The 18,111-nt window shown below is 68.0% G+C and carries 17 protein-coding genes; 1 reads left to right on the top strand and 16 read right to left on the bottom strand.

All coding sequences use genetic code 11. From position 1 onward, the window contains the following. Positions 1-52 precede the first annotated feature (52 nt). The 16 genes from D7X32_RS08090 to D7X32_RS08015 form a co-directional block, all read right to left on the bottom strand. A complete protein-coding gene (locus D7X32_RS08090; protein ID WP_120601922.1) occupies positions 53-1,963 on the bottom strand; it encodes an ATP-binding protein in 1,911 nt (636 codons plus the stop codon). Positions 1,964-2,064: 101 nt separating this feature from the next. Beyond that, positions 2,065-2,463: a 50S ribosomal protein L19 gene (gene rplS / locus D7X32_RS08085; RefSeq protein WP_120601921.1), complete on the bottom strand. Its 399-nt coding sequence runs from the start codon at positions 2,461-2,463 to the stop codon at positions 2,065-2,067. Between the two features lie 119 nt (positions 2,464-2,582). Then, positions 2,583-3,320: a tRNA (guanosine(37)-N1)-methyltransferase TrmD gene (gene trmD / locus D7X32_RS08080; RefSeq protein ID WP_120601920.1), complete on the bottom strand. Its 738-nt coding sequence runs from the start codon at positions 3,318-3,320 to the stop codon at positions 2,583-2,585. Beyond that, positions 3,317-3,883 (bottom strand): ribosome maturation factor RimM, encoded by a 567-nt coding sequence (gene rimM / locus D7X32_RS08075; RefSeq protein WP_120601919.1) that lies wholly within the window; start codon positions 3,881-3,883, stop codon positions 3,317-3,319. The genes trmD and rimM overlap by 4 nt, the downstream gene beginning before the upstream one ends. Next, the gene (locus D7X32_RS08070; protein ID WP_120601918.1) at positions 3,880-4,164 is read right to left on the bottom strand and encodes a KH domain-containing protein; all 285 of its coding nucleotides are present in this window, start codon (positions 4,162-4,164) and stop codon (positions 3,880-3,882) included. Before D7X32_RS08070 ends, rimM begins: the two co-directional genes overlap by 4 nt. 23 nt (positions 4,165-4,187) lie before the next feature. Beyond that, entirely contained in the window at positions 4,188-4,448 is a 261-nt protein-coding gene (gene rpsP, locus D7X32_RS08065) for a 30S ribosomal protein S16 (protein ID WP_014397299.1), read from the bottom strand. A 102-nt stretch (positions 4,449-4,550) separates the two neighbouring features. Then, positions 4,551-5,681 carry a dual-specificity RNA methyltransferase RlmN gene (rlmN, locus tag D7X32_RS08060; protein WP_120601917.1) on the bottom strand — a complete coding sequence of 377 codons (1,131 nt, stop codon included), beginning with the start codon at positions 5,679-5,681 and terminating at the stop codon, positions 4,551-4,553. Between the two features lie 88 nt (positions 5,682-5,769). Next, positions 5,770-6,585, bottom strand: coding sequence for a siderophore-interacting protein (locus tag D7X32_RS08055; protein WP_120601916.1), 816 nt, complete (start codon positions 6,583-6,585; stop codon positions 5,770-5,772). Positions 6,586-6,736: 151 nt separating this feature from the next. Continuing rightward, positions 6,737-7,162 (bottom strand): nucleoside-diphosphate kinase, encoded by a 426-nt coding sequence (gene ndk, locus D7X32_RS08050; protein WP_120601915.1) that lies wholly within the window; start codon positions 7,160-7,162, stop codon positions 6,737-6,739. A 36-nt stretch (positions 7,163-7,198) separates the two neighbouring features. Next, on the bottom strand, positions 7,199-8,101 hold the full coding sequence (sucD, locus tag D7X32_RS08045) for a succinate--CoA ligase subunit alpha (RefSeq protein WP_120601914.1): 903 nt from the start codon (positions 8,099-8,101) through the stop codon (positions 7,199-7,201). 32 nt (positions 8,102-8,133) lie between these two features. After that, complete coding sequence (gene sucC, locus D7X32_RS08040; RefSeq protein WP_120601913.1) at positions 8,134-9,294, bottom strand: ADP-forming succinate--CoA ligase subunit beta; 1,161 nt, start codon at positions 9,292-9,294, stop codon at positions 8,134-8,136. Between the two features lie 270 nt (positions 9,295-9,564). Then, complete coding sequence (sdhB, locus tag D7X32_RS08035; protein ID WP_120601912.1) at positions 9,565-10,371, bottom strand: succinate dehydrogenase iron-sulfur subunit; 807 nt, start codon at positions 10,369-10,371, stop codon at positions 9,565-9,567. An 88-nt stretch (positions 10,372-10,459) separates the two neighbouring features. Continuing rightward, positions 10,460-12,337 carry a succinate dehydrogenase flavoprotein subunit gene (gene sdhA, locus D7X32_RS08030; protein WP_120601932.1) on the bottom strand — a complete coding sequence of 626 codons (1,878 nt, stop codon included), beginning with the start codon at positions 12,335-12,337 and terminating at the stop codon, positions 10,460-10,462. 229 nt (positions 12,338-12,566) lie between these two features. Continuing rightward, positions 12,567-13,508 (bottom strand): malate dehydrogenase, encoded by a 942-nt coding sequence (gene mdh / locus D7X32_RS08025; RefSeq protein WP_120601911.1) that lies wholly within the window; start codon positions 13,506-13,508, stop codon positions 12,567-12,569. 29 nt (positions 13,509-13,537) lie between these two features. Then, on the bottom strand, positions 13,538-14,833 hold the full coding sequence (gene icd / locus D7X32_RS08020) for an NADP-dependent isocitrate dehydrogenase (protein WP_120601910.1): 1,296 nt from the start codon (positions 14,831-14,833) through the stop codon (positions 13,538-13,540). 178 nt (positions 14,834-15,011) lie between these two features. Continuing rightward, positions 15,012-15,563: a histidine kinase gene (locus D7X32_RS08015; protein ID WP_120601909.1), complete on the bottom strand. Its 552-nt coding sequence runs from the start codon at positions 15,561-15,563 to the stop codon at positions 15,012-15,014. Between the two features lie 400 nt (positions 15,564-15,963). Between D7X32_RS08015 and D7X32_RS08010 the strand changes: the two genes are divergently transcribed. Then, positions 15,964-18,111 (top strand): hypothetical protein, encoded by a 2,148-nt coding sequence (locus D7X32_RS08010; protein WP_171446192.1) that lies wholly within the window; start codon positions 15,964-15,966, stop codon positions 18,109-18,111.

Here is an 18,111-nt window from a genome sequence, read left to right as displayed (position 1 = left end):
ATGTCGGACGGCACCGTTAGCGTCTAGCCGCCCCACGCACTTCCGGCGGCGGCTAGACGCTAACGGTGCCGTCCGACATCTGGCCGAAGCCGGGGTGTCCGGTGACGTGCAGGACCTGCGTGAGCGTGCCCAGGTGCTTGAGCATGCGGGCGACGAGGGGCAGCTTCGCCTCGTCCATGCCCGTCAGCACGTCGTCCAGGATGAAGGGGCGCTTCACCCGGGCGCACGTCTTCTCCACCACCGTCATGCGCAACGCCAGGTAGTAGAGGTCGATGTCCTTCGGGGACAGCTCCCCCACCGGGATGCGGCTGTTGGGCCCGAGCAGGAAGGCGTTGCCGTCCCGGTCCCACTCCACGCCCTGGTAGCGCCGGTCCGTGAGCGCGGTGAGGTACTGCACGCAGCGGTCCTTCAAGAGCGCCTGCACCGACAGCATGTCGGATGTGAGCACGTCCGCGGCCTGCGACAGCACCAGCGGGGACGGATCCTCCAGCGGATCCACCGGCACCGGAGCCTGGCCGGGAGCCGCGGCCACCTGCACCGGGGGCGCCTTCGCCAGCGCGATGGACTCCTTCAGCCGGGACAGCTCCCGCTCTACCTCGCGCAGGTCGCGCACGTAGGTGCCCTTGGCGGACAGCTCCGCGTTGAGCTCCTCCTGCTGCGCGCGCATCTCCTGCCCCTCGCGGATGGCGCCCTGGTACTCGGCGGAGGCCTCGAACTCCTCCAACTGGGTCTGCAGCTCTCCCAGCCGGATGCCGAGCAGGTCCTTCTGTTCCAGCGCGCCGGGGATCTCCTCGTAGGTCTCCAGGTTCAGGGCCTTGACGGCCATGCGCACCGGAGCGTCCTCGAGCTCGAACTCGTCGAGGATCTTCTTCTGCCGCGCGTCCTTGCGGTTGTCCTTGGAGCCCTTGCGCGTGGCCTGCTGCAGGTCCTCCACGTAGCGCAGCGCCATCAGCGCGGCCGTGCCGAACGCGGGGATGTTGATCAACGCCAGGTAGCGCCACATGGGCTGCGCCGCGACGATGCCCAGGCCCACGCTCAGGCCCATGAAGAGCACGCCCGCGCCCAGGCCGCCCCAGAAGTAGCGGTTCTTCGTGAGCGGCGGCACCTTCAGCGACGTGTCCTCCAGCTCCGGATCACGGTCCGTCTCCAGCCGCGCCAGCGCCTCGTCACGCCGCGCCACCGCCTTCGGGTAGCGCTTCACGCGCGAGAGGATGTCCATCGGCAGGCCCAGCGACTCCGGCGAGGGCGCCGCGCGCCAGGCGGCCTCTGCTTGCACGATCGCTTCCTTGAGACCCTCGCCGCCCTTGAGCTTCGAGTCCGCCTCGAAGATGAGCGACGACAGCTCGTCCACCTTGAACTGGAGCTGATCCACCGCCTTCGCGGTGACGAGCTCCTTCTCCAGCACCTTCACCTTCGCCTCGGCGGCCGGGACGTCCTCCGCCGGCTGCACCTGGGTGGCGGCCGCCAGCGACGGCGTGGCCCCGGAGGCCTTCGCTCCCGCCGCCGCGGCGGCCTTGGGCGCGCTCTTGCGGGGCCGGCGCGAGGGCAGCATCACCAGTTGGAGGCAGTACACCTGTTCGAAGGTGGTGCGCGGAGGCAGGCCCGCCTGGCCGCGCAGGTACTGGTTGATCTCCGAGACGTCCGTGGAGACCAGCTCCGGCTGGGCCGTGGCGGGGTTGAGCCGGTGCAGCGAGCCGGAACCGCCCAGCTCGCGCAGCACCCGGTACGTCATCCCGTCCTGTCCCACGAACGTCAGCGCGGCCTTGCCGGAGCGCCCGGCCGAACCCACGAGGCTCGAGTCCCCGCCGCGGCCATCCGCGAACAGCAGCGACAGCGCGAGGCTCCCCAGCGGCAGGACGTCCGCGGTGGGCGGCTTGAGGATGAGGTACCCGGTCTTCAACGGGAAACGCCCGGCGGGAGAGAACCCGCGGACGTTCTGGATGGCGACCTCGACGAAGTGCATGGCGCGCGCAGTCTAGCCCGAACGAAAAAAGGAGCGTCCAGTGATGGACGCTCCTTCTCGCACGCGGCCGCGAAGGCCGCGAGAGGGTTTCTGAAGACCTACTAGCCCTGAGCGGCGGCGGCGCGGGCGGCCTTGGCGGCGGCCTTCTCAGGATCCACCTGCACGTCCACGCGCGAGGCCTTGCCCTTCAGCTCGCGGAGGTAGAACAGGCGCTTGCGGTTCACGTCACCGCGGGTGAGGACTTCGATCTTCTCGTAGCGAGGGCTGTGGATGGGGAAGATGCGCTCCACGCCGACGCCGAAGGACATCTTGCGCACGGTAAAGGTCGCGCGGTTCGTGCCCTTGGTCTTGCGGATGACCACGCCCTCGAAGGCCTGCACGCGCTCCTTCTCGCCTTCCTTGACCTTCCAGTGGACGCGAACGGAATCACCCGTGCGGAACGCGGTGATGTCCTTGCGCAGGAACTTGTTTTCGACGTGCTCGATGAGGCTGCGGCGCATGACGGACTCCAGAAAGCGGAACTTGACGCGTAGGACGCGTGGAAAAGAGCGGGCCGTCCTAGCAGAGACCGCCGGGACGAACAAGCCTGCAACAAAAGGTTCCGCGAGAACGCGCAGGGTTACAACGCTTCTTCTTCCCTGGCGAGCAGTTTCTGATCCGCTTTGCTGAACTCCAGCCGCGCGAACAGGTCCGGCCGCCGCTCCTGCGTGAGCTTGATGGCCTTCCACCGGCGCCAGCGGGCAATGCGCGCGTGATCGCCGGACTGGAGGACGGCCGGCACCTCGGCGCCACGGAAGACGGGCGGCCGGGTGTAGTGCGGGTGCTCCAGGAGCCCCTCTTCGAAGCTCTCCGCCACGGAGGACGCCTCGTTGCCCAGGACGCCCGGCACCAGCCGCGCCACGGCGTCCACCACCGCCATCGCGGCCACTTCCCCGCCCGTGAGGACGAAGTCGCCCAGGGACAGCTCGCCGTCCAGGAAGGGCATCACCCGCTCGTCCACACCTTCGTAGCGGCCGCAGACCAGGATCAGCCCGGCCTCGTGCCGCGCCAGCTCACGCGCCGTGACCTGGGTGAACGTGGGCCCCCGGGGGCTCATCAGCAGCACCTTCGCGCCGGGCAGGCGGGCGCGCGCGGCCTCGATGGCGGCCACCAGGGGTTCGGGCTTCATCACCATGCCGGCGCCGCCGCCGTAGGGCGCGTCGTCGGTGACGCGGTGCTTGCCCTCGGCGAAGTCGCGCACGTCGGTGAGCGTGACGGAGATCAGCCCCTTCTCCTGGGCCTTCCCGAGGATGCTCGCGCCCAGGTAGCCGGACACCATCCCGGGGAACAGCGTGAGAAACTCCACGGGGTAGCTCACCCGCCGTCTCCGTCGCCAGAGCCTCCAGCAGGGCCTTCCGGCCCGTCTGCATCCAGGTACTCCGGGGGCCGGATGACGATGCGACCCGCGGGCAGGTCCACCGTCGGCACGAACTCATCCGCGAAGGGCACCACCAGCTCCGGCCGGCCCTTCGCGCGGATCACCAGGTTGGGGACTTCACCGGTGGCCCAGACCTCTTCCACCGTGCCCAGGGACGCGCCCTGCTCGTCCACGGCGACGAGGCCCACGAGGTCGCCCTGGAAGAACTCGCCCTCATCGGGCGGCTCCAGGTCCTCGCGGTAGACGAGCACCTTCGCGCCCACCAGCGCCTCGGCGGCCGTGCGGGACTCCACGCCCTCGAAGTACAGGAGGTCTTCCTTGTTCGCCGGGCGGAAGGACTCCACGGCGTACTCGCGCTCCTCACCGGAGCGCAGGCGCAGGCGGACGCGGTCGACGGTGCCGAGCGTCTCCGAGGCAGGGTCGAAGGCGCGGACCGCCACCTCGCCACGCAGCCCGTGCGCACGGGCCACGTAGCCCAGCTCCAGGGTCGCCTGCGCGCTCACCGCGCGGCGTCCGGAGCAGGCGGCGCCGGGGGAGAACCCGGGATGCGCCGATCGTCGAGAATCTCCAGGCGGACCTTCTGGCCCTGCTTCTGGGCGGCGGCGTTGAGCAGCGTCCGGAGGGCGTTCACTGTGCGCCCATCACGGCCGATGACCTTGCCGACGTCCTCGGGGGCGACCTTCAGCTCATAGAGCCGGCCGCCATCCGCCTCGGAGATGCGCAGGGCGACCTGGTCGGGTTGATCAACCAGGGCCTTCGCCAGATACGTGAGCAGCGGCTCCACGTCTTGTCCAGACGGGGGCGTGCTCAGGCGGTGGTCGCCGGGGCCTGCTTCTTCGCCGTCTTGATCAGGTCCGCGACCGTCTCGGAGGGCAGCGCGCCGCTCTTCAGCCAGTAGTTCAGCCGCTCCTCGTTGAACTGCACCTTCGCGGGGCTGTGGTTGGGGTCGTAGGAACCGACCTGCTCCAGGAACTTGCCGTCGCGCGGGCTGCGCGAGTCGGTGGCAACCACGTGGTAGTACGGCATCTTCTTGGCGCCCGCGCGGGCAAGACGGAGGACAACGGCCATGGAACGCTCCAGCGAAAACGTGTGACTTCTACGGTAACAGGCGGAGGGGGGCGCTCTTAGCGCCCTGCCGACTGGATTGTCAAGGAAGCTCGGGTGCTTATGTCATGTCGGGGCTTCGGCGGCCGCCTCGCCCCGGTTGGCGAGCTGGCCACAGGCCCCCGCGATGTCCCGGCCCCGGTTCCTTCGGATGTAGGCCGCGACATGCGCTTCGGCAAGGATGGCGCGGAACTCCTCCGCCCGCTCCTCACCCGTGGTCTGGAACCCCAGGCCGGGGTTCTCGTTGTAGGGAATGAGGTTCACCTTCGCGGGAATGTCGCGCAACAGCTCCTTGAGCCGGTGCGCGTCCGCGTCGCTGTCGTTGAATCCCTTGAGCAGCACGTATTCGAAGGTGATGCGCCGGCCCTGGCGCAGCGGGAACTTGCGGCAGGCGTCCAGGAGCGCCGCGATGTTCCACTTGCGGTTCACCGGCATCGTCTGGCTGCGCTGCTCGTCCGTGCTGGCGTTGAGCGAGATGGCCAGCTTGACGTCCGTCTCCTGGCCGAAGCGCTCAATCATGGGCACCAGGCCCACGGTGGAGACGGTGATGTGCCGGTGGCTGAAGTTGGGCCCCTCCTCCGACTGGAGGATGGCGAGCGCCGTCTTGAGGTTCTCGAAGTTGTGGAGCGGCTCGCCCATGCCCATGAACACCAGGTTCGTGAGCGGGCGGAGCGTCTCCAGGTTCTCGTTGCGGCGCACCTCGCGGTTCACCGCGTGCACCTGGGCGACGATCTCCCCGGCCGTGAGGTTGCGCTTGAGCCCCAGCGTGCCCGTCATGCAGAACGAGCAGGCCATCGCGCAGCCCACCTGCGTGGACACGCAGAGCGTCTTGCGGTCCTCCGCCGGCATGTAGACGGACTCGATGAAGCGACCGTCGCGCGTCTTGAAGCGGTACTTGATGGTGCCGTCGATGCTGCGCTGCTCCAGGTCCTTCTCCAGCGGGACGATCTCCGCCTTGACCTTGAGTTTCTCGCGCAGCGTCTTGGACAGGTCCGTCATCTCGTCGAACGACGTGGCGCCACGCTGGTGCAGCCAGCGGTAGAGCTGCGCCGCGCGGAACGGGCGCTCGCCCAGCTGCTCGCTCAGGAACAGCGCGAGCTTCTCGCGCGACAGGCTGGCCACGTCGGTCAGCTTCGCGGGGGCCGGCACCGGCAGGGGCTCGGTGACTGGGAGGGCTGTGGCGGTAGGCTCGGACATCGTTCAGTCGGGGCTAACGGAGGGAAATGAGGCGTGCTTCCCACAAGAAGGCACGGCAAGTCAAAGGAGAGCCTGCCCCCTCCCCTGCCTAACCCTTGGAGTCGTGATGCTCGGCGACGCCGCGCTTCCAGTAGCCCGTCACCCGCATCCAGCTCTTGTTCAGACCGCGCTCGTTCACCAGGTGTTCCCGGATGGGCTTGAGCGACGTGGACTCGCCTGCCACGAACACGAACCCGTCCCCGGAGGGCTGCGTCCAGGCGCGCAGCGCGTCCTCCAGGTGCTTCGTCGTACCGGCCTCCGCGCCGCCCCGGTGCAGCCAGGTGACCTTCACGTCCGCCTTGCTGACGATGCGCTGCTCCTCCGCCGCGTCCGAGACCTCGATGAAGGCGAACGCGCGCTTGCCCGCGGGCAGCTCCTCCAGGCGGCGGGCAATGGCCGGCAGGGCGCTCTGGTCCCCGGCGAGCAGATACCAGTCGAAGTCGTCCGCCACGTCGTGCGTGCTGCGCGGGCCGCCAATGCCCATGAAGTCACCGGGCTTCGTGTGCTGGGCCCACAGCGACGCGGGGCCCTCACCGTGCAGCACGAAGTCGATGTCCAGCTCCCCGGCCTTCGGGTCGAAGCGGCGCGGCGTGTAGTCGCGCGAGGCGGGCTTCTTGAGCCCCTCTGGCATGGACAGGCCGTTGGGCCCCACCACCGGCATGTCCGGCTTCTTCACGCCGGGCTCCGCGAAGAAGCACTTCACGTGGTCATCCGCCCCCGGGGACGAGAAGCCCTCCAGCTCCGGACCGCCCAGCGTCACGCGCACCATGTGCGGCGACAGCCGCGTCACGCGCAGGACCTCCAGCAACCGCAACTTCACCGGGAACGGCCCCCGCCGGGCCACGCGCTCCGAATCGCCGCTCATGCGCTCTTCCTTGCCGATTGTGATTTTCATTATCGGTAGCAAGGACCGTCCTGGAGGGCAACCGGATACGGCGCTCGGGAAAAGACGACGGCCCGGGTCCGCGCCGCGTGGGGCGTGGACACCGGGCCGCTGTCAGCAAGCTGGACGCTGCTCAGTACTTCTGGATTTCCGTCTCGCGGAAGAAGTACGCGATCTCGTTCTTCGCGTTCTCCAGGCTGTCCGAGCCGTGGACCGTGTTCGCGTCGATGCTCTGGGCGAAGTCCGCGCGGATGGTGCCCTTGTCGGCCTTCTTCGGATCCGTGGCGCCCATGAGGTCGCGGTTCTTCAGGACGGCGTTCTCACCCTCGAGCGCCATCACGACCACCGGTCCGGAGGTCATGAACGAGACCAGGTCCTTGAAGAAACCCCGGGCGCTGTGGACGGCGTAGAAGCCTTCCGCTTCCTTCTGCGACAGCTGCTGCAGACGGATGGCGACGGGCGTCAGGCCCGCCTTCTCGAAGCGGGAGATGATCTCCCCGATGTGGTGGTTCTTCAGCCCGTCCGGCTTGATGATGGACAGCGTGCGCTCGATGGCCATGGTTTGGCTCCTCGTGTTTGGGTTCGCGTGGAAGACTTAGCGGTTCTTCTTGGGGGGGCCGCGCTTGACGGCCTCCTGCAGCGTGGTGCCCAGCTCGGCGGGGCTCGCGGCCATCAGGATGCCCGCGGCCTCCATCGCCTTGATTTTCTCCGTGGCCGTGCCCTTGCCGCCGGAGATGATGGCGCCCGCGTGGCCCATGCGCTTGCCCGGGGGCGCGGACTGACCGGCGATGAAGCCGGCGATGGGCTTGGTGAACTCGCGCGCGACGTACTCGGCGCCCTCTTCCTCCGCGCTGCCGCCGATCTCACCGATCATGATGACGGCGTCCGTCTCCGGGTCGGCCTGGAAGAGCTTCAGCACGTCCACGAAGTTGGTGCCGTTGACGGGGTCGCCGCCAATGCCCACCGCGGTGGACTGGCCCAGCCCCAGCTGCGTGAGCTGGTGCACGGCCTCGTAGGTCAGCGTGCCGGAGCGGGACACCACGCCGATGCGGCCCGGCTTGTGGATGTGGCCCGGCATGATGCCGATCTTGCACTTGGCGCCGGGGGTGATGACGCCCGGGCAGTTCGGGCCGATGAGACGCACGCCCGGCTTGCCCTGCAGGTAGCGCTTGGCGCGCACCATGTCGTTGACCGGGATGCCCTCGGTGATGGTGATGATGAGGGAGATGCCCGCGTCCGCGGCCTCCATGATGGAGTCAGCGGCGAAGGGCGGCGGCACGAAGATGACGGACGTGTTCGCGCCCGCCTGCTTCACCGCGTCGGCGACCGTGTTGAACACGGGAACCTTGCCCTCGAAGGAGGTGCCGCCCTTGCCCGGCGTGACACCGCCCACAATCTTCGTACCGTACTCCAGCATCTGCTTGGCGTGGAACGAGCCCGCCGAGCCGGTGATGCCCTGGACGAGGACCTTCGTGTTCTCGTTGACGAGGATGCTCATGGCGTTCTTTCAGGAAAGAGGGGGCGAAGGCCCTACTTGATGGCCGCCACGGCCTTCTCGGCCGCCTGGCGAAGGTTGTCCGCGGGAGTGATGGCCAGCCCGGAGTTGCGGAGCAGCTCCTTGCCCTGCTCCACGTTGGTGCCTTCCAGGCGCACGACGAGCGGGATCTTCAGCTGCACTTCCTTCGCCGCCGCGATGATGCCTTCCGCGATGACGTCGCACTTCATGATGCCGCCGAAGATGTTGACGAGCACCGCCTTGACCTGCGGATCCGCGAGGATGAGCTTGAAGGCCGCCGTCACCTTCTCCTTGCTCGCGCCGCCGCCCACGTCCAGGAAGTTGGCCGGAGCGCCGCCCACCAGCTTGATGGTGTCCATGGTGGCCATGGCCAGACCCGCGCCGTTCACCATGCAGCCGATGTTGCCGTCCAGCGCGATGTAGGCCAGGTCGAACTCCTTGGCCTGCGTCTCGCGGGGCTCCTCCTCCGCCAGGTCGCGGTACTCCAGCAGCTCCTTGTGCCGGTAGAGCGCGTTCTCGTCGAAGTTCACCTTCGCGTCGAGCGCCACCACGCCGCCATCCTTCAGGATGACCAGCGGGTTGACCTCCACGAGCGACGCGTCCGTCCCCACGTACATCTGGTAGAGCGCCGAGCAGAACTGGACGAACTTGTTCACCGTGGGGCCCGTCAGGCCCAGCCCGAAGGCCAGCTCGCGGCCCTGGAAGTCCGCGAAGCCGATCGCGGGATCCACGACGGCGCGGAGGATCTTCTCCGGGTGCTTCTCCGCCACTTCTTCAATCTCCACGCCGCCCTCGGTGGACGCCATGAAGGTGATGCGGCTGGTGGCGCGGTCGAGCGTCACGCCCAGGTACAGCTCCTTGCCGATATCCAGGCCCTGCTCGATGTAGACCTTGTGGACCTTCTGCCCTTCCGGGCCGGTCTGGATGGTCTTCAGCTGCATGCCCAGCATCTGCCGGGTGAGCTCCTTGGCCTCCGCGGGGCTCTTGGCCAGCTTCACGCCGCCGCCCTTGCCGCGGCCGCCCGCGTGGATCTGCGCCTTCACGACGACGACAGGCGTGGCGAGCTTCTTCGCCGCGGCCTCGGCCTCGTCGGGAGAGAGCGCGAGGATGCCGCTCGGCGTGGGCACGCCATACTTCCGGAAGAGTTCCTTGCCCTGGTACTCGTGGATCTTCATCGAATCTCCGGGTGGGACGAGGGGAGACGAGGACAGCCCCTACACGGGGCGTCAACGCGGGCCCTCATTGCGCAGAAAACGACGGATGGCAAGGCCGTTTGGCCTCCAGCGTCGCGGCGGGACACAGGCTCCGCCCCTCAGGGATAACACCCGGTGTCCGGGCGGATGAGGCGGTCTTCATCCAAACGGCCACGGCCCCGCCCGGCGCCCCGCTTGAACGGGACGCAGGCACGGGGCCGTGAGGACGCCAGGACGGCGCGTTGGGAAGGACTACCCCGGACCGCTGGACGCCTTCTGCTCCTCTTCCTTGAAGAAGATGTCCTTGATCATCAGCTTGCTCACCTCGCGGTTCATCACCGCGATGGAGGTGGTGAGGGGGATCTCCTTCGGGCAGACCTTCACGCAGTTCTGCGCCTTGCCGCAGTCCTGGATGCCGCCGGGGCCCATGAGGGCGCGCGTGCGCTCCTCCGCGTTCAGCTTGCCCGTGGGGTGCATGTTGAACAGGCGGGCCTGGCTGATGGGCGCGGCGCCGATGAAGTCGTTGTCCAGCGTCACCTGGGGGCACGCCTCCAGGCAGCTGCCGCAGGTGATGCACGTGGACAGCACGTACATCACGGACTGGTCCTTCTGCGACTGGCGCGGGCCGGGGCCCAGGTTGTACGTGCCGTCGACGGGGACCCAGCCCTTCACGCGCTTGAGCGACTCGAACATGCGGTCGCGGTCCACGGTGAGGTCGCGCACCACCGGGAACTTCTTCATCGGCTCCAGGGTGATGGGCTGCTGGAGCTTGTCCACCAGGGCGGAGCACGCCATGCGCACCCGGCCGTTGATGTTCATCGCGCAGCTGCCACACACCTCTTCGAGGCACGCGGAGTCCCACACCACGGGGGCCACCTTCTTGCCCTCCGTGGTGACGGGGTTGCGCTGGATCTCCATCAGGCAGGAGATGACGTTGGCGCCCTTCGTATAGGGGACCTTGAACTCTTCGAAGTGACCCGGCTTGTTCGGATCATCCTGCCGCCAGATGCGGAAGGAGATGGTCTTCGAGCTGACGGCGCTGGCCTGTGCGGTGTCCATGGTGAGGCTGCCCTTCCCTTCACTGCCAAATCAGGTGGCGGAAACCCGCGCCGCAAAGCGCGCGCGGGCCCGGAAAGAAACGAACGCCTTACGCGTACCAGCGCGGCTCGGGATCCAGCACGGGCGTGGGCAGGTCCTGGTAGGAGATCTGCGGCCCCTGGGAGGCGTAGGTGGCGATGGTCGTCTTCGCCCACTTCTCGTGGCGCGTGCGCCACTGGTCCATCCAGGACGGATCCTCGCGCGGATCCTTCGTCTTGGGCTCCGGCAGGGAGAAGTCCGGCTTGTAGTGGGCGCCGCGGCTCTCGTCGCGAAGGAGCGCGCTGGTGGCAATCACTTCGCCCAGCTCCAGCATGTTCCACAGCTGGTTGGTGTACGACAGCGCGCGGTTGGCGACGACGCCCGTGTCCAGCACGTTGACGCGGTTCCAGCGGTCCTTCAGGTCGCGGATGCGCTCCACCGTCTTCTTCAGGCGGTCGTTGTAGCGCACCACGGTGCAGTTCTCCGTCATCACGTCGCCCAGCTCCTTGGCGAGCTGATACGGGTTCTCCGCGCCGTTCATCTGCTTGATGGTGGCGAAGCGGTCCTGCCAGTACTTCTTCGCGTCCGCGAAGTGCTTCTCCGGCATCGCCGCGGCGCTGGTCGTCTGGTTCTTGGCGAAGGCCACCATCGCCGGGCCGCCGATCATGCCGGAGTAGATGCAGGACAGGAGCGAGTTGGCACCCAGGCGGTTCGCGCCGTGGAACGCGGAGTCCGCCTCGCCGGCCGCGTACAGGCCCGGGATGCGCGTGCTCTGGTTCACCGGGCTGCCGTCCACCGGGGTGTGCGTGCGCGGGTCGGACTCGAAGGAGACGTGCAGGCCGCCCATCGAGTAGTGCATGCCCGGGAAGATGACCATGGGCGTGTGGCGCGGATCGTCTCCGACGAACTTCTCGTAGATCTCCATCACGCCCTTGATCTTCGCGTCGAGCGTCTTGGCCGGGATGTGCGTCACGTCCAGGTACACGCCGTCGCGCCCGCCCAGGCCCATGCCCAGGTCGCGGCAGACCATGAAGATTTCCCGGGTCGCCACGTCGCGCGGCACCAGGTTCTTGTACTTGGGGTACTTCTCTTCCAGGAAGTACCAGCGCTCGCTCTCCGGGATCTCCCGGGGGTTGCGCGTGTCGCCCTTCTTCTTGGGCACCCAGACGCGGCCGCCCTCGCCGCGCACGGACTCGCTCATCAGGCGCAGCTTGTCCTCGCCCGGGATGGAGGTGGGGTGCACCTGGATGAACTCGCCGTTGGCGTACAGCGCGCCTTCCATGTACGCGCGGCCCGCGGCGGTGCCGGTGTTGATGATGGAGTTGGTGGAGCGCCCGAAGACGATGCCGGGACCGCCCGTGGCCAGGCACACCGCCTCCGCCGGGAAGGTGCGGATCTCCATGGTGCGCAGGTCCATGGCCACGCTGCCGATGCAGCGGCCGGACTCGTCCTTCACCGTGCCCAGCCACTCCCAGTACTCGTACTTGGTGACCTTGCCCTCGGCCTCGTAACGGCGGACCTGCTCGTCCAGCGCGTAGAGCAGCTGCTGGCCGGTGGTGGCGCCCGCGAACGCGGTGCGGTTGTGCAGGGTGCCGCCGAAGCGGCGGAAGTCCAGCAGGCCTTCCGGCGTGCGGTTGAACGTCACGCCCATGCGGTCCAGCAGGTAGATGATGCCGGGCGCCGCGTAGCACATGCCCTTCACGGACGTCTGCTCCGCGAGGAAGTCGCCGCCGCGCAGCGTGTCCTTCACGTGGATGTCCGGGTGGTCACCCTCACCCTTCGTGTTCACCGCGCCGTTGATGCCGCCCTGGGCACAGACGGAGTGCGAGCGTTTGACCGGGACGAGCGAGAGCACGTCCACCTGGTGACCCGCCTCCGCCAGCTTGATCGTCGTCATCAGCCCGGCGAGACCGCCGCCCACCACCGTGAATCGCGCTGCTGCCGCCATCATCGTCTCCTTGACCACTGGATGCGCGGGGGGGTGCCTTCACGGGGGGCCGCTGAAGTCCTGCTTCGCGGCGCAACCCCGCTCCCGTGATCCGGTGCGAGTCCAACACGCTAGTTAACTTGGAAAAATACCGCCGCAACGACGGTGCGCCGGGGGATAAGCCCGGATCATTCACGGCATCAGGCAGGGCCCGCCAGCAGGATTCCGGCGGGCCCGGCCGACAGCCGGATTACAGCTTGACGAGGTCGACGGTGCCCTTCACGGAGGTGAAGGACTTGCTCAGCTCGGCCTTCTCCGCGTCGTTCAGCTCCACCTCGATGATCTTCTCCACGCCGCCCGCGCCGATCTGCGCGGGGACGCCGAAGAAGAAGTCGTTGATGCCGTACTGGCCCTTGAGCAGGGCGGCGGCCGGCAGCACGCGCTTGCGGTCGAAGAGGAAGCTCTCCGCCATGGCGATGGAGGAGGACGCCGGGGCGAAGTAGGCGCTGCCCGTCTTGTACAGGCCCACCAGCTCCGCGCCGCCCTTGCGGGTGCGGTCGATGATGGCGTCCAGCTTGTCCTTGGCGATGAGCTGGGTGAGGGGCACGCCGCCCACGGTGCTGTGGCGCACGAGCGGAACCATGTCGTCGCCGTGGCCGCCGAGCACCAGCGCCTCCACGTCACGGATGGAGACGCCCAGGGCCTCGGCCACGAAGCACTTGAAGCGGCTGGTGTCCAGCACGCCCGCCATGCCCACGACCATGTTGTCCTTCAGGCCGGCGATCTTGTGGAGCGCGAACACCATCGCGTCCAGCGGGTTGGCCACGTTGATGACGAAGGCGTCCGGGGCATGCTGCTTGATGTTGCCCGCCACGTCCTTCATGATCTTCAGGTTGACCTCAAGCAGGTCCTCGCGGGACATGCCGGGCTTCCGGGGCACACCGGCCGTGATGATGATCACGTCCGAGCCCGCGACGTCCTTCCAGTCCGTGGAACCGGTGACGCGGCTGTCGTAGCCGTCCACCGCGGACAGCTGGTTGATGTCCAGCGCCTTGCCCTTGACCAGACCTTCGGCCGCCGGGATGTCGTAGAGCACCACGTCGCCGAGGTTCTTCTGGACCGCCAGCAGCGCCAGGTTGCCGCCGATCTGGCCGCCGCCGATGAGGCCGATCTTCTTCTTCTTGTGAGCCATGGTTTCGCCCTCCTGTTCCGGGGTGGGGACTACATGTGCTTGATGATGGCCTGACCGAACTCCGAGCACTTCACCTCGGTCACGGCGTCCTTCGTCTCCAGCTTCATCAGGCGCGCGAAGTCGTACGTCACGGTGCGCGCCGCGATGGCCTTGTCCATGCCCTTGATGATCAGGTCCGCGGCCTCGTGCCAGCCCATGTGGCGGAGCATCATCTCACCGGACAGGATGACGGAGCCCGGGTTCACCTTGTCCAGGTCCGCGTACTTCGGCGCGGTGCCGTGGGTGGCCTCGAAGACGGCGTGGCCGGAGACGTAGTTGATGTTGCCGCCCGGCGCGATGCCGATGCCGCCCACCTGCGCCGCGAGCGCGTCCGACAGGTAGTCACCGTTGAGGTTGAGCGTGGCGATGACGTCGAACTCGTCCGGACGGGTCAGCACCTGCTGCAGGGTGATGTCCGCGATGGAGTCCTTGATGATGATCTTCCCGGCGGACACCGCGGCCTTCTGCTCGGCGTTGGCGGCGTCCTCACCCTTGGCGGCCTTGGTGGCCTCCCACTGGTCCCAGGTGTAGACCTTGTCACCGAACTCACGCGCCGCGAGGTCGTAGCCCCACTTGCGGAACGCGCCCTCGGTGAACTTCATGATGTTGCCCTTGTGGACCAGCGTGACGCTCTTGCGCTTGAGGTCCACCGCGTACTGGATGGCGGCGCGCACCAGGCGCTCCGTGCCTTCCTGTGACACGGGCTTGATGCCGATGCCCACGTTCGCGGGGAAGCGGATCTTGCCCGCCTCCTTGGGGAACTCCTGCTTCAGCCAGCCCAGGAACTTCTCCGCCTGCGCGGTGCCGGCCTCGAACTCGATGCCCGCGTAGATGTCTTCCGTGTTCTCACGGAAGATGACCATGTCCACCTTGTCCGGCTGCTTCACCGGGCTGGGCACGCCCTTGAAGTAGCGCACGGGCCGCAGGCAGACGTACAGGTCCAGCATCTGGCGCAGCGCCACGTTCAGCGAGCGGATGCCACCGCCCACCGGCGTCGTCAGCGGGCCCTTGATGCCCACCAGGTACTCGCGGAACGCGGCGACCGTCTCATCCGGCAGCCAGTTGTTCACCTGCTTGAAGGACTTCTCACCGGCGAGCACTTCGTACCAGGAGATCTTCTTCTTGCCGCCGTACGCCTTCTCCACCGCCGCGTCGAACACGGCCTGCGAGGCCTTCCAGATGTCGCGGCCGGTGCCGTCGCCCTCGATGAAGGGGATGATCGGGTTGGACGGCACGTTCAGCTTGCCGTTCTGCAGGGTGATCTTCTCGCCAGAGGGAGGCGCCATGAACGCAAACTCCTGATTGAGACCGGGTATTGAGAGGCGGCGGATAGTCGGGAACCCGCCCCCGGTCGTCAAGGAGTTTGGCCGCACGTCCCCCTGGGTTCGATACACCCGGGGTGTGCCGCGCTTATCGCAGCCAATGGTCCGGAAGCAGGATCGTTTTTCCGGATTTGGGAGCGGGCTAGAAGCTCGCGAGCCCGGGCGCCGGCAGCTGGACGCTCACGGCCGTCCCCTCTTCCAGGCGCTCCAGCGCAAGCTCGCCGCCCATGGCGTCCACCAGCTCCCGCGCCCGCGCGAGCCGCCGCTGGGTGCTTCCCACGCGCAGGGGCGACAGCACCACCGAGCGGGTCTCCCGTTCGGACAGGCTCACGCCGGGCATCACCACCTGGAAGCGCGGCCCCACGTCCCCGAAGTCGTCCGGCGGATCCACCACCACCCGCACGGTCAGCGCGTCCGGCGGCGCCACGTCCGCCGCGTGGGCGACGAGCAACAGGACGACCTGCTCCAGGCGGCGCCGGCTGACCCGGGCGATCACCGGCTCCTCGGGGAGCTCCAGCGATACCTCCACGCCGCGCAGCCGCCGCGTCGCGCCGAGCAGCCCCAGCGCGTCACGCACGGACATCGCCACATCCACCTGGAAGACGTCTGGGAGGTCCACGGGCTCCAGCCCCTGACCGCTGAAGGAGGCTTCCGCGTCCCCCGGCGAACCCTTCACATCCAGCGCTGCGCTCATCCGCGGCTCCCTGCGCCCAAACCCGGAAACGCCGACCATAACGGCCCCCTCTGACAGGCGTCCATCGCCAGTCCGACCCGGGACTCCCCCATTTTCCCGCGTGAAGGAGAGTTACAGCCCTGCGCCACTTTGCTGATAAAGATGCGCACGCTGGGTCCGGATTACTCCTCGGAAAACCCTTATTTCCCTGGTCAATCACGACCCAGGGTGAGTCAGGGCCGGGGGCGGAAAAACAGCCCAGGCATATAAATTCGATTTGACTGTTACGGCCGAGATCTCCATGATGAGGACCCAGAATCCAGAGCCGTCAGCGTCTCCAGTGAATCAGGGAGGAAGTGTTGTGCTCGCAACATCGCCGACCACCAATGGTGTCGCTGCCCGCAAGAGGGGAGTCCTGACGATGGATGGAGGGATCCCGGCGTCCTCGAAGTTCCGGCATGCGATTGAATTCGGCAGTGGCGACGCGCTGCGCAACGTGATTCCCCTCCCCCCCGCTGAAGCCGCCCTGGATGACTCGGGCTATTCGCTGCACGGCACCGGCCCCACGGCCATCACCTGCGCGGTGGGCCGGCCGGACGCGGTGCTGGGTGATGTGACGCGGCTGTCCCCGACGGTGGTGTGGGTGGCCCCCCGGCAGCAGCTGGTGGACACGACCGAGGCGCGCACCTTCCCGGTGTACCTGGCGTGCAACGGCGCCACGATTGGACCGCTCAATGGCGCCTTCATCCGTACGGACACGGACGTCCCGAACGCGCCGGTGGGACTGCAGCTGGTGGGCGTGACGCTGGAGCAGGGCCGGCAGATCCTGGGCTTCCTGTCGGATGCGCTGCGCCAGGGCGTGGCGGTGCCGGCGGCCTCCGCGCTGCCCGTGCAGGACACCATTTCGGATCCGGAGCGGATCCGCTCCATCTTCACCGCCATCTGCGCGGCCGGGAACAAGGGCGTGCTGCGCCGCCAGGGCCGGGTGGTGCGCATGGTGCTGGAGCGCTTCCACGCCACCACCGGTCAGCTGGAGTGGCGCACGGAGGAGTCCACCCCGGACTTCGGCGAGCCGTCGTACGACATCGACGTCATCGGCTACAACTCCGCGTACCGCCTGCGCGCGGAAGAGGGCCGCAGCGAGGGCGACCGCCTCTTCACCGCCCTGCCCGCGCAGCTGTTCCGCATCCGTCACCGCTGGCACCGCCGCGTCACCGCCCCCGACGGCGTGCACGCCCGGTTCCACCACCCGCTGTGGCGGGAGCAGGGGCTGCTGCGGCGCGAGGTGCTGGACCTGTCCTTCTCCGGCCTGTGCATGCGCTGCCAGCCGCAGGACCTGCTCTTCCCCGGTCTGCTGCCGCCGCTCATCGAGCTGGAGCTGGGCGACGGCCACCGGGTGAGCGTTCGCGGGGAGATCCGCTACGTCAGCGGCGTGCGCGCGGACGGCACCGTGCTGTGCGGCCTGAGCGTGCTGCCCTACTCGTCCGACGAGGCGCGCTGGGTGCGCTTCGTGTCCCAGACGATGTCCCCGGCCACGCGCACCAGCGAGGGCCTGGTGGAGGAGCTGTGGGACCTGTTCAACCGCTCCGGCTTCTTCAGCCTGGGTGGCAGCTCCCCGGCGGAGTTCGACGAGCTGAAGCTCAACTTCGCGTCGCTCGCGAAGCGCGCCTCGGAAGTGCCGCAGCTGTTCTGCAACGCGGTGTGGCCGTCCGAGCGCGGCATCGAGGCCACGCTGTCCTTCACCAAGCCGTACCGCCACGCGTGGCTGGGCCACCAGGTGGCGAAGCGGCCTGGCAAGCCGCCGGCGGGGGTGCAGGAAGCGGGCGCCATCATGCGCGACATCTACCTGCGCACCTTCGAGCACCCGCAGAGCGACCCGGACTTCCACTGGGTGGTGGCCTACGTGGAGGCCCTCAACCCGTGGATCAACAAGGCGCACGTGAAGTACGCGCAGCGCCAGATGGAGTCCGGTTCGGGTCTGGCCTACACGCGGAAGATCCAGAAGATGAAGGCCTACAGCCACGAGATGACGGGCCGCGTGCACCCGTACACCGTGGGTCCCGCCACCCCGGGTGAGCTGAGCCTGCTGGCCGCGACCGTCGCCCAGCAATTCCCCGAGTGCTACGTGGAGTCGTTGGACCTCACGCGCGACCGGCTGGACATGGGTCCCGTGACGGCGAAGTGGAAGAGCTTCGGCATGGAGCGCGAGCGCACCGTGCTGGTCGCCCGCCGCGACGGCGTGCCCTGCGCCGCCGCCGTGGTGGAGCTGGGCCAGCTGGGCGCGAACCTCTTCCGCCTGCTGGACAACACGCGGCTGTTCTCCCTGCTGGGGGATGGAACGCGCGCGTACTCGGCCCTCCTGGACGCGGCCCGCCGCTGGTACGCCGCGCGCAACCGCCCCTCCTTCCTCTACCTGCGCGAGGACGAGGGCGGCGACTACGTGCAGGAGTGCGGTCTGCACGACGGGCCGGACCCGTACCTGTGGATCATCTCCTCCAAGCTCGTCCCGGACTTCCTGGAGCACATCAGCGAACTCACCATCGGGCGCCGCGGTGCCCACTCCCGTTGA

It is taken from the genome of Corallococcus carmarthensis (assembly GCF_003611695.1).
In the GTDB taxonomy this organism is placed as follows: domain Bacteria; phylum Myxococcota; class Myxococcia; order Myxococcales; family Myxococcaceae; genus Corallococcus; species Corallococcus carmarthensis.
This window is presented reverse-complemented; position numbering and strand designations above follow the sequence as displayed.